The organism is Xanthomonas sp. 60 (assembly GCF_011761925.1).
In genome coordinates this window covers 332181-344526 of sequence record NZ_JAASQW010000002.1, presented here as the reverse complement: position 1 = coordinate 344526, position 12346 = coordinate 332181, and the positions used below count along the sequence as shown (strand labels likewise).

Annotated in this window: 10 protein-coding genes; 9 read left to right on the top strand and 1 reads right to left on the bottom strand. The window is 62.8% G+C overall.

The features are described from left to right. The first annotated feature begins 469 nt into the window (after positions 1–469). The 9 genes from FHY09_RS05435 to cyoD all read left to right on the top strand — a co-directional run bounded on the left by FHY09_RS05435 (position 470) and on the right by cyoD (position 10127). Positions 470–1090, top strand: coding sequence for a hypothetical protein (locus FHY09_RS05435; RefSeq protein ID WP_166924954.1), 621 nt, complete (start codon positions 470–472; stop codon positions 1088–1090). Positions 1091–1104: 14 nt separating this feature from the next. Beyond that, on the top strand, positions 1105–1506 hold the full coding sequence (locus tag FHY09_RS05430; protein ID WP_166924952.1) for an RHS repeat-associated core domain-containing protein: 402 nt from the start codon (positions 1105–1107) through the stop codon (positions 1504–1506). 425 nt (positions 1507–1931) lie between these two features. Next, positions 1932–2237 carry a hypothetical protein gene (locus FHY09_RS05425; protein ID WP_166924950.1) on the top strand — a complete coding sequence of 102 codons (306 nt, stop codon included), beginning with the start codon at positions 1932–1934 and terminating at the stop codon, positions 2235–2237. Positions 2238–3136: 899 nt separating this feature from the next. Further along, positions 3137–4141, top strand: a complete 1005-nt coding sequence (locus FHY09_RS05420; RefSeq protein WP_166924948.1) for a 2-hydroxyacid dehydrogenase — start codon at positions 3137–3139, stop codon at positions 4139–4141. A 79-nt stretch (positions 4142–4220) separates the two neighbouring features. Continuing rightward, a complete protein-coding gene (locus FHY09_RS05415; protein ID WP_166924946.1) occupies positions 4221–5837 on the top strand; it encodes a lactate permease LctP family transporter in 1617 nt (538 codons plus the stop codon). Positions 5838–6086: 249 nt separating this feature from the next. After that, the gene (cyoA, locus tag FHY09_RS05410; protein WP_166924944.1) at positions 6087–7145 is read left to right on the top strand and encodes a ubiquinol oxidase subunit II; all 1059 of its coding nucleotides are present in this window, start codon (positions 6087–6089) and stop codon (positions 7143–7145) included. 2 nt (positions 7146–7147) lie between these two features. Beyond that, positions 7148–9145, top strand: coding sequence for a cytochrome o ubiquinol oxidase subunit I (cyoB, locus tag FHY09_RS05405; protein WP_166925520.1), 1998 nt, complete (start codon positions 7148–7150; stop codon positions 9143–9145). Next, positions 9142–9780 (top strand): cytochrome o ubiquinol oxidase subunit III, encoded by a 639-nt coding sequence (gene cyoC / locus FHY09_RS05400; RefSeq protein WP_166924942.1) that lies wholly within the window; start codon positions 9142–9144, stop codon positions 9778–9780. The genes cyoB and cyoC overlap by 4 nt, the downstream gene beginning before the upstream one ends. Next, positions 9780–10127 (top strand): cytochrome o ubiquinol oxidase subunit IV, encoded by a 348-nt coding sequence (cyoD, locus tag FHY09_RS05395; RefSeq protein ID WP_166924940.1) that lies wholly within the window; start codon positions 9780–9782, stop codon positions 10125–10127. The genes cyoC and cyoD overlap by 1 nt, the downstream gene beginning before the upstream one ends. Before the next feature lie 98 nt (positions 10128–10225). Here cyoD and FHY09_RS05390 read toward each other — a convergent pair whose 3' ends face one another. Beyond that, entirely contained in the window at positions 10226–12286 is a 2061-nt protein-coding gene (locus tag FHY09_RS05390) for a bifunctional diguanylate cyclase/phosphodiesterase (protein ID WP_166924938.1), read from the bottom strand. Positions 12287–12346 lie beyond the last annotated feature (60 nt).

The window sequence follows — 12346 nt, the reverse complement described above, 5'->3', positions numbered from 1 at the left end:
GCGTGCGTAGGGCTGGGTTTGTTCATAGGCGCGAGAGCGAGCCAGGCAGCAGCAATCGAGCCGTACCAGGACTATCGAAAGCACATCGAGTCCGCGCAGAACCTGACAGCGCTCAAGGTATGAGGGCAGAAATCGTAGTTGTACGCACAGCCCAGTTGGTCACTGTCAATGCTTTAGGCCTTGCCGCATTCAATGCGGGCCAGTAGCCGGTGATTCAAAAATTTCGACGCTGATGGAAGGCCGTGCACAGGGACGCTTCCAAAGCGTTTTGCGAAGGGTGTGGAGCAGGTGGGCTGATGACGAGCGTCGCGGGTAACGGTGCTGCAAGGCAAATCGCCCGCAAGGGAGATTAAGTGATGGTGCGCACCGGCGAGGTTTGCCGGGGCAGCTGCCAGGGCGATAAGCGCGCCATCCCTGATCCGTCAGGTGGGCCTAATGTACGTCTGGGTGATCTGGTTCAGGAGGTTAAGTGAAGAGGGAGCTGGGGATCGCATTTCTGGTTTTTGCCGTCGCTGCTTTCACCGTCGATGATCGTCATCCTGACCAAGACCTGGCAGGGCCGTGTTTCACGGACGCCGAAGGCTCATCTGCATCTTGCAGTGTCTCAGCCATGCACCTGGTAGCAGCAGGGGGCAGTTTCGAGGCGAAGGTGGTTCTTGTATCTCTTTACTATCCCGGTTATGGCTCCAGCCTCATGTTCGCTTCGCAGGAAGCGGCTGAGATTCATGATGTTTCAGCCGCATTCGTATTTGATCCAAGCGCCACGATCACCTTTAGAGGTCCTGCGTCCGGCTCCAGACTTACGCCGGGCTACTATCGGGTCCGTGGACGTTTTCATCAGATAGAGCCGCTGACTGTCGGCGAAGGGGTGGTTGTGCCCTTGGTAGTGGCAGGCAGTCTTGTCGATATAACGAGTTTGGAGAGAATCAGGACGGTCAGCGAGACGAGGGAAAATTGTTCCAAGTTGCCCGGCTGCAGCATGAACTACTTACATGGCTTTTATCCGATTCCGACGTTGATTCAAGAGTCTGACTCTGAAAGACGTACGAGCAAAAACGCCCCTCAGGAGCGTCGGGACGACGGCAAATAAGTCTGAGGCGGTGCATGGTCGGATATTTAAGGCGACAGCGCGGTGTCGGATGCGCTGCCGGAAACGTGATAGAGCGGACCGTCTATGAGCCGTATGGAGCGACGGTTGGCGCGGGGCCGACTGACGCACCCGGTTACACGGGGCATGTGAGTGACTCGGCTACCGGGTTGAGCTACATGCAGCAGCGGTATATGGACCCGCAGTTAGGCGCGTTTCTGTCGGTTGATCCGGTGACGGCACATCAGAAGCCAGTTGAGCAGTTCAGTCGATATCGGTATGGAAATGGGAATCCATATAAGTTCACGGACCCGGATGGGCGCCAGAGTTGGAGCGACTTCCAGACAGGTTTTGAAGACGGCACTCTTAATGCCTCACGCTACGAGTCCGGCTTTCCGCTGTCTGCCAATTGGGCGTAGCAGGCTGGGTACGCTATTGGTTCTGGCATCGTTCGCGGAGGCCAGAGTCACGGTGGTGTTCGTATGCCAGCCGTCCGTATGCAGGGAGCCCGGACTGGAGTTGTGTCAGTTGGTGCGGTTGGCAAAGTGGCAAAGTCGCCGGATGTGAATCCAAAGGATATCGCTGGTCGCACGGCGGGGGAGATCGATGGAATCGCAAAACAGAGCGGCTTGTTGCCGAAGGGGCCAGATCCGTCTGCTGGCAAAGGAGCCTATGTGGATCCTGTCAATGGGAACCAACTGGTGCTGGTTCACCCAAGCGCAGGTTGCGGCCCGCACTGTCATGTGAACGATGCCAGCGGACAACGTTTGGATATCAATGGTAGGAGTGTTGCGCCCGAGTCACCCGAGGCGCATCTCCCTCTTGAAATAAAGTGAGGTGCAGAATGCACGATTGGACGCTGTTGGATATGCGTGTTGATTGGGCTGGTGGGTTGGCGGAGCTACGTCTTCTCGATGAATGCTCTTCAGAGCGGTTGATTTTATTTAGAGGACTCTATGAAATTAATGCAGATAGGCGGGAGCATTGGGGGCCAAGCAGTTCGATCAATGAGGTTTCATGGGCGGAGAGAGGTGGCGCAAGAGCGGTTTATTTGAAGATTGAGATGCAATCAGGCGGTATGATTTATATATCGGCAGAGTTATGTGAGATTGATGGTGTGGGATATTGCCCGGCCGTGAGCGACGTATAGAGGGTGGGTTGTTTAAGTGCCTTGTATCGCCAGTGCACCCGGAGCGGGATTCACCTGCATGTACGCATTTTTGGGTGTTAGCCTTCGGGTTGCGAAGGAGAGCGGCGCGAGAGATGCTGGCCGGTCCAGTACTTATTCCTTGTTGGGCATGGAGAAAAGAGTTGCCATCGTGGTCGGTTGCTTGAGCTGTCTCGGTCAATGATTTTGGCCGTGTCGGGCAGTGTCAGAATTCTTGGATGGGGTGTGAGCCCTATCGATCATCGAGGATTGGTCATTGACGCACGGGCGGTGCCCGGCTCAAAGCGTATCAGGTGAGAAATAATGAAGACTTTCGTCGTTGCGTTCGTGGTGGCCTTCATCGCCACACTTGCCTACATGGGTTTGTTCTTGAGGTTTACGTTCCGTATCAGGCGCCATCCCCGTGATCTATGGCGGAGCTTGGCTGTCCGGAGCCACTCGGCATTCTCGGTTTTACAGCCTATCTGCTGCTCGTATTCGGACTTGAAAAGCGCGTGCCCAAGAGTGCGCTGCTTGGCATCAGAGCGGTGGCCCTGATGGTACGTGTCGCGCTTCTGTTTGTGTTGACTGCCTTTGCTGCTGCTCTCGCGTCTGGCGTGTTGCTTACCGTGCAACCGTACGGCGCAGGTTGGTGGCATACCGTCGCGAGATGCGTGAAGCTCGCTGTAAAGCAGCGCCACGAGCCCGTCGCAAGGTGCGGCTGGAGTGGCAGCGGAGGCCAGAGCGCCAGATTCCGGGAGGTTTCTGGCCGGCAGTCGGAGAGAGATCACGTACATGGGCAGGGAGGGGGGCGCACTTTCCGGGCCAGGCGCGTGTGAACATTTCGCCGCTGACGCAATCACCTGCTAGAGTTCCTCCAGCACAGGAAAGGATCCCGCCAGATGAGAATCGCCGTCTTCAGTGCTCGCCCCTACGACCGGGTCTCTCTCGATGAGGCCAACGTGGCACCGCCGGCGGTGCCGGGCATCGAGTTCCAGTATTACGACGCGACGCTGGATCTGAAGACGGCAGCGCTCGCGCAGGGCTGCGACGGTGTCTGCGTATTCGTCAACGACCGGCTCGATGCGCCAGTACTGCAGGCATTGCATGCGCAGGGCGTACGCGCGATCGTGTTGCGCTGCGCAGGTTTCAACAATGTGGATCTGGCTTGCGCGCAGCGGCTGGGCTTTTTCATCGCCCGCGTGCCCGCCTATTCGCCCGAGGCCGTCGCCGAGCATACGCTGGCACTGGTCATGACGCTCAACCGTCAGACCCACCGCGCCTACAACCGCGTGCGGGAGGGCAATTTCATGCTCAATGGCCTGCTCGGCCGCACGCTGCATGGCAAGACCGTCGGTATTGTCGGCACCGGCAAGATCGGCCTGGCCACCGCCCGCATCTTCCACGGCATGGGGTGCACGGTGCTGGGGCATGACCCGTACCCGTCGAGCGAGTTCAGCCACTTCGGGGAAAATGTCGCGCTGGATGAGCTGCTGGCGCGCTCGGACATCGTCTCCCTCCACTGCCCGCTGATGGATGAGACCGCGCACCTGATCAATGAGGCCTCGCTGGCGCGCATGAAGCCCGGCGCAATGCTGGTCAATACCTCGCGCGGCGGGCTGGTGGACACCGATGCGGTGATCCGCGCGCTGAAATCCCGGCATCTGGGGCATCTGGCGATCGATGTATACGAGCAGGAGAGCGCACTGTTCTTCCAGGATCGCTCCGGCGAGATCATCGAGGACGATGTCTTCCAGCGCCTGATGACATTCCCCAACGTGCTGGTCACCGGACACCAGGGGTTCTTCACTGCCGAAGCGCTGCAGGAGATCGCGCAGACCACGATGGAAAACCTCGCTCATTTCGCGGCCGGCACGACCTGCCCGAACTGCGTGGCGACAGGCTAGGCGGGACTGGGCGGGCAGGGCAGGGTCCAGCGCAGCAATCCAGAGCCGGGCATCGCCTGGCGCAACCGGGGAATGGGGCATGTGGCAGCAGAACTACGATCCGCTGGGTAATCCTGATCTGTCGGCGCTGCTGGCAGCGTTGCCGGTCCTGGTCTTCCTGCTGGCGCTGACCGTCCTGCGCTTGAAAGGGCTGACGGCCGCACTGCTGGCGGTGCTGGTGTCGGCGCTGGTGTCTGCGCTGGTGTTCGGCATGCCCTCGAGCGCCATTGCCGGTGCCGCGCTGTTCGGCATCGTCAGCGGCATTTTCCCGATCAGTTTCATCGTGTTGATGGCGGTGTGGCTGTACAAGCTGGCAATCCGCAGCGGCAAGTTCGAAGTCATCCGCAGCAGCATCGGCACGGTGTCCGAGGACCAGCGCATTCAGGTGCTGCTGATTGCGTTCTGTTTCGGCGGTTTCCTGGAAGGCGCGGCAGGCTTCGGCGTACCGATCGCCATCTGCGCGGCACTGTTGGTGGAGCTCGGTTTCCGCCCCCTGAAGGCGGCCATGCTGTGCCTGCTGGCCAATGGTGCCGCCGGGGCCTACGGCGCCATCGGCATCCCCGTGCTGGTGGGCGCCCAGCAGGGTGGGGTGGCGGTGTCGGAGATGGCGCCGATGCTGATGGCGCTCGTGCAGGTCATCGCGCTGGTGTCGCCGGCCATCCTGGTGCTCATGCTGGATGGCTGGCGCGGTGTGCGCGAGACCTGGCCGGTACTGCTGGTAGTGGGGGGCGTGTTCAGTGGCGTGCAGGCCGCCACCCTGTACCTGCTTGGGCCGGAACTGGTGGACATTCTCGGGCCACTGGCGGCGATGGCGGCACTGGCCGGCTTCATGCAGGTCTGGCGGCCCCGGCGGATCTACCGCGAGTCCGAGGCCGCACCGGACTCGGCGCGGCGTTACACGCTCAGGGAGGTGCTGCTGGCGTGGTCGCCGTTCTACATCCTCACCGGTGCGATCCTCGTCTGGAGCCTGCCGGCCTTCAAGGCGCTGTTCGCCGCCGGGGGCGCGCTGCAGGACACTGTGCTGAAGCTGCCCATCGGCCTGCTGGATGGCCGGGTCCAGGAGCTGCCGCCCCTGGTTTCAAGCGCGCACGTGCTGCCGGCCGTCTGGAACGTGGGCTGGCTCAACGCCTCGGGCACGGCCATCCTGGTGGCCGCGGTGCTGACCGTGCTGTTCTCGCCACGCCTGGGCGTGCGCGCGGCCAGCCAGGAGCTGGCGCAGGCAGGGCGGGAGATGTGGAAGCCGCTGGCCACGGTGTCGCTGGTCATGGCGGTGGCCTACATCACCAATTATTCTGGCGCCTCCTCGACGATCGGCCTGGCGCTGGCACAGACCGGCGGTGTGTTCCCGCTGCTGTCGCCGGTGATAGGCTGGATGGGCGTGTTCATCACCGGCTCGGTGGTCAACAACAACACCCTGTTCGCCCACCTGCAGGCCGTCACGGCCGGGCAGATCGGCGCGCCGGAGGCGTTGCTGGTGGCCGCCAACACGGCCGGTGGTGTCATGGCCAAGCTGGTCTCACCCCAGTCGATCGCCATTGCCGCCGCCGCGGTGAAGCTGGTGGGGCAGGAGTCGGCGATCATGCGGACCACGCTGGCCGTCAGCCTGGGCCTGCTGGCCTATGTCAGCCTGTGCACCTGGGTGCTGTCGATGCTGTAGGCCGGCAGGGCGGGGCTGTGGCAGGCCCGGTGCGCGCCCGCGCGGAGCGCTGCGACAACGTGTCGCAGGCCTAAAGCGACGTTTGTTGCGTCAGATCATTGTCAATGGCCTTCTTAAATGATCGCCAACGGCCTAAAATTGAAAGGCTGACTCCTCCCCCGTTCGTCCCGCCCGTCCCAGCGACAGGTCGGGCCGGTTTTGCCGGATCGGGACGGGCGGGGCGGCATTCCCTCGCAATTGGATCGACCGATGATTCCGTTGAAAACCCTTGGGCGCAGTCTGCGCCCGGGCCTGCTGTTCGCACTGGCGGTGTTTCTCACCGGCTGCAACACGGCCATCCTCAATCCGAAGGGCCAGATTGGCCACGACGAGAAGACCCTGCTGATCACGGCCACCGTGCTCATGCTGCTGGTCGTCGTGCCGGTCATCATCATGACCCTGACGTTTGCCTGGAAGTACCGTGCTTCCAACACCAAGGCCCGCTACGAGCCGAACTGGTCGCATTCCACCGCGATCGAGGTGGTGGTGTGGTCGATCCCGTGCATGATCGTGCTGGTGCTGGCCGTGCTCACCTGGCGCTCGTCGCACGCGCTGGATCCGTACCGCCCGATTGAATCGGACGTCAAGCCGGTCGTGATCGAGGCCATCTCGCTCGACTGGAAGTGGCTGTTCATCTATCCGGAAGAGAAGATCGCGGTCGTCAACGAGATCAAGTTCCCGGTCGATACCCCGCTGAACTTCAAGCTGACCTCGGACACGGTGATGAATGCGTTCTTCATCCCGCACCTGGGCAGCATGATCTACTCGATGGCGGCGATGGAGACCAAGCTCCACCTGATCGCCAACGAGACCGGCGAGTTCCCGGGCATGTCCTCGCACTACAGCGGTGCCGGCTTCGCCAAGATGCATTTCACCGCCCATTCGGTGACCCCGGCCGAGTACCAGCAGTGGCTAGGCCAGGTCCGCGCCGGCCAGGCCAGCCTCGACAAGGAAACGTTCAACGCCCTGGGCGCCGAGCGCAACTCCGACTGGCACCCGGTGACCTACTACGGTCGCGTTGAAGATGGCCTGTTCGACTGGATCATCGCCAAGCACATGGGCGACAACAAGCACTTCGGCATGAAGCATGCGCACAAGGCGCCTGCCGACGCCGCCGCTGCCGAACACGCCGGCCATGAAGGCCACGACGGCAACCCCGCCTCGGTCGACCACAGCGACAAGGACACCGGCGTCAACGCCGATGCCGGCCCCGCTGCGGAAGAAAAGGCGGCTGACATCCACGCCGGCCATAAGGGCTCGGGAGAATGAACATGCTGGGAAAACTCTCTATTGAGTCGATCCCCCACGATCCGATCGTCCTGACGACGCTCATCGGTGCTGTGCTGGGTGGTCTGGGCGTCGTCGCCCTGATCACCAAGTTCAAGCTGTGGGGTTACCTGTGGAAGGAGTGGTTCACCTCGGTGGATCACAAGAAGATCGGCGTGATGTACCTCATCGTCGCCTTCATCATGCTGCTGCGCGGCTTCTCCGACGCCATCATGATGCGTACCCAGCAGGCCATCGCGGTCGGCGGGTCCGAAGGCTATCTGCCGCCCCACCACTACGATCAGATCTTCACCGCCCACGGTGTGATCATGATCTTCTTTGTGGCGATGCCGCTGATCACCGGCCTGATGAACCTGGCCGTGCCGCTGCAGATCGGTGCGCGCGACGTCGCGTTCCCGTTCGTGAACTCGCTCAGCTTCTGGCTGTTCGTGTCCGGTGCGGTGCTGATCATGCTGTCGCTGTGGATCGGTGAGTTCGCCGCGACCGGCTGGCTGGCGTTCCCGCCGTTGTCCGGCCTCGAGTACAGTCCAAGCGTCGGCATGGACTACTACATCTGGGGACTACAGGTCGCCGGACTGGGTACCACGCTGAGCGGCATCAACTTCTTCATCACCATCCTGAAGATGCGCACGCCCAGCATGAAGCTGATGCAGATGCCGATCTTCACCTGGACCGCGCTGATCACCAACATCCTGATCGTCGCCGCCTTCCCGGTGCTGACCATCACGCTGGTGCTGCTGACCCTGGACCGTTACCTGGGTACGCATTTCTTCACCAATGACGGTGGCGGCAACGCCATGCTGTACATCAACCTGATCTGGATCTGGGGTCACCCGGAAGTCTATATCCTGGTCCTGCCGGCCTTCGGCGTGTTCTCCGAAGTCATCGCCACGTTCTCGCGCAAGGCGCTGTTCGGTTACAAGGGCATGGTGTACGCCACCGGCGCCATCGGCGTGCTGTCCTTCATCGTGTGGCTGCACCACTTCTTCACCATGGGCTCGGGTGCCAACGTCAATGCCTTCTTCGGCATAACGACGATGATCATCTCCATCCCGACCGGCGTGAAGATCTTCAACTGGCTGTTCACGATGTTCCGTGGCCGCGTGCACTTCACCTCGCCGGTGCTGTGGACGATCGGCTTCATGGTCACCTTCGTGATCGGCGGCATGACGGGCGTGATGCTGGCCATCCCGGCCATCGATTTCGTGCTGCACAACAGCCTGTTCCTGATCGCCCACTTCCACAACGTCATCATCGGCGGCGTGGTGTTCGGCATGTTCGCCGGCATCACCTACTGGTGGCCGAAGATGTTCGGTTACAAGCTCAATGAGTTCTGGGGCAAGTGTGCCTTCTGGTGCTGGTTCATCGGCTTCTATGTGACTTTCATGCCGATGTACGTGCTGGGCTTCATGGGCATGACCCGTCGTCTGCAGAGCACGATCAACCCGGCCTACGAGCCGCTGCTGCTGATCGCGGCCGGCGGTGCCTTCATCGTCGGTGCCGGCATCCTGTGCCAGGTCATCCAGATCTTCGTGTCGGTCCGCGACCGCAAGAAGAACATGGACCTGACCGGCGATCCGTGGGACGCCCGTACGCTGGAGTGGGAAACCTCTTCGCCGCCGGCGTTCTACAACTTCGCCACGCTGCCGGAAGTGACCGAGCTGGACGATTTCTGGGCACGCAAGCAGCGCGGTGAAGCCTGGCAGAAGCCGGTCAAGTACACCGACATCCACATGCCGCGCAACACCGGCACGGGTGTGGTCATTGGCGCCTTCAGCCTGGCATTCGGCTTCGCGATGATCTGGCACATCTGGCCGCTGGCGATCATTGGCCTGGTCGGCATGATCGGCACGTTCATCTACCGTACCTTCGACCAGGACGTGGACTACTGGGTCCCGGCGGCCGAGGTGGAACGCATTGAAAACGCACACCGCAAGCACCTGGAAGCCCAGGGGCTGGTGAAGTCGGAGCTGAAGGCATGAGCACCCCCACTGCAACCGTGAACCACGGGCACGCCGCACACGCGGCGGCCCATGGCCATGACGACCACGAGCACCACGACACCGGCGGCAACACCGTCTTCGGTTTCTGGGTGTACCTGATGAGCGACTGCCTCATCTTCGCTTCGCTGTTCGCCACCTACGTGGTGCTGTCCGGCGGTACCGACGGCGGCCCGGGTCCGAAGGACCTGTTCGAACTGTCCTTCGTGGCGTGGGAAACCGCGCTGCTGCTGACGTCCTCGCTGACCTTCGGCCTGGGCATGATCTTCCTGCACCGTGGCAAGGTGGGGCCGATGTACTTCTGGCTGGCCATCACCTGGCTGCTGGGCTTCGGCTTCATGTGCATGGAAGTCTGGGAGTTCCAGCATCTGATCCATCAGGGGTATGGCCCGGACCGGAGTGCCTTCCTTTCGGCGTTCTTTGCCCTGGTCGGTACCCACGGCCTGCACGTCAGTGCCGGTCTGCTGTGGCTGCTGGTCATGTTCGTCCAGATCGGCAAGTACGGCCTGACCGCGTCCACCAAGACCCGCATGGCGTGCCTGAGCCTGTTCTGGCACTTCCTGGACCTGATCTGGATCGGCGTGTTTTCCGTCGTCTACCTCAATGGAGCGCTGTAATGGCACATGACACGCATGCAAGTGGCCACGGCCACGGCGCGGGTGGCGAGAGCCACGGCAGCATCAAGTCCTACCTGATCGGTTTCGTGCTGGCGGTCGTGCTGACCGTCATCCCGTTCTGGATGGTCATGTCGGGTGACTACTCGCGCAGCGTCAACGGCGTGGTGATCGCCGTCACCGCGGTGCTGCAGATGCTGGTGCACCTGGTGTTCTTCCTGCACCTGGACCGCTCGTCCGAGCAGCGCTGGAACGTGCAGGCGGCCGTGTTCACCGTGGTGGTGATCGGCATCATCGTCGCCGGCACCCTGTGGGTGATGCACAACATGAACGTGCACATGATGCACTGACGTCCTGCGACGTCGCCCACATGGAAAAGGCCGCCCTTCGAGGCGGCCTTTTCTTTTTCCCGGTTTGGCTGCAGCGCCGGGCAGTCCCGGCAATCGGCTCATCCCACGTCGCGCAGGAACTCGTCGGGCGGCATCGGCCGACCCAGGTGGTAGCCCTGCAGCTGGTCGCAGCCCAGGTCGCTGAGGTAATTGCGCTGGCCCGCCGTTTCCACGCCCTCGGCCACCACCTGCAGCTGCAGCGAGCGGCCCAGAGCGACGATCGAGGCGACGATCGCGGCATCCTCTGCGCTGTCTTCCAGCTCACGGACAAAGGCCCGGTCGATCTTCAGTTCGGTCGCGGGCATCCGCTTGAGGTAGAGCAGGCTGGAGTAGCCGGTGCCGAAGTCATCGATGGCGATGCGCACGCCCAGCGTCGTGAGCGCGTTGAGGATCGCCAGGCTGCTCTCCACATCCTTCATCGCGGTGGTTTCGGTGATCTCCAGCGTCAGCCGGTCCGGTGCCAGGCCATGCCGTTCCAGGGTGGCCTTGACCATCTCCAGCAGGCCGGTCGCCGCGAACTGCAGCGGCGAGAGATTCACGGCCATGGTCCAATCGGCGTGGCCGCCATCGTGCCATTGCCGCAGCTGCGCGCACGCCTGGTCCAGCACCCACTCGCCGATCGGCACGATCAGCCCGCTGCGTTCGGCGATGGGAATGAACACGTCCGGGCCGAGCAGGCCGAGCTCGGGATGCTGCCAGCGCAGCAGGGCTTCGGCGCCCACCGCCGGCGCGCCGGCGGCCATGAACTTGGGCTGGTAGTGCAGCAGCAGTTCGCCGCGGTCGGTGGCCCGCCGCAGGTCCTGCAGCAGGCGCAGCTGGCGGTTGGCGCTGGCCTGCATGGAGGGCATGAAGAACGTATAACCGTTCCGGCCGGACTGCTTGGTGTGGTACATCGCCGCGTCCGCATGGCCCATCAGCTCGCGCTCGCTGGTGGCATCTTCCGGGTACAGCGCGATGCCCAGGCTGGCGCTGACCTGCAGCTCGGCGGCATCGATCAGGAACGGTTCGGACACCGCGGCGATGATGCGTTCGGCCACGACCACGGCATCTTCGGGTTCGTCGATGGCCAGCACCACCACGAACTCGTCGCCTCCCAGCCGGGCCAGCGTATCCTGCGGGCGCAGCAGGCGCGCCACACGCTCGCTGACGCCCACCAGCAGGCGGTCGCCGAGCTGGTGGCCGTAAGCGTCATTGACGGCCTTGAAGCCATCCAGATCGCAGAACATCACGGCCACCCGATGGCCGCGACGGCGGGCCTTTTCCAGCGTCTGCTCGATGCGGTCCTGCAGCAGCGAGCGGTTCGGCAGCTGGGTCAGCGGATCATGCAGGGCAGCCTGCACCAGCTTGTCGTTGGCGCGCTCCAGCGAGCGCGCGAGGATCCCCGTGCGCAGGCGCATCTGGCGGTCGAACAGTGAAGCGACCAGCGCGATGCCGATCGTACCCAGGGTGGTCACGATCACCAGCACCGCCAGCCACTGCGTATCGATCCCGCCGTCGATCATGGCGCCGCAGACGCTGCCCTCCGGGAAGCTGGCCGCGGCCATGCCCGTGTAGTGCATGCCCACGATCGCCAGGCCCATGATGACCGAGGCGATCGCGCGCAGGCGGATCACCCTGCGGCCTTCCTCGCGCAGGTGGAACGCGATCCACAGCGCCGCACCCGCCGCACCCACGGCGATCAGGATGGACAGGATGAACCAGCCCGGGTGGTACTCGATGCCGGGCTGCATGCGCATGGCGCTCATGCCGAGGTAATGCATGCTGGCGATTCCAAAGCCCAGCAGCACAGCGCCGGCGACGATGCGGCGCGTCGGCAACTGCGGCAGGGACACCAGCCACAGTGCATACGCAGATGCGCCGATGGACACGGCCAGGGAATACAGCGTGATGGCCAGGTCGTACCCGATCGGGATGGGCAGCTCGAAGGCCAGCATGCCGATGAAATGCATGGACCAGACGCCCAGGCCCATCGCAGCCGCACCGCCTGCCAGCCACCACCGCCGGGCGCCCCGGCCCTCGGTGGTGGTCAAGCGCCCGGCCATGTCCAGCGCCGTGTAGGACGCCAGGATGGCGACCAGCAGTGAGAGGACGACAAGACTCTGGCTGTAGCTGCCAGTCATGGGGAGATCCTTGCAGAGTGGGCGGGCGCGCGGGGACGCAAGCGTTATCGGCGATTGTGC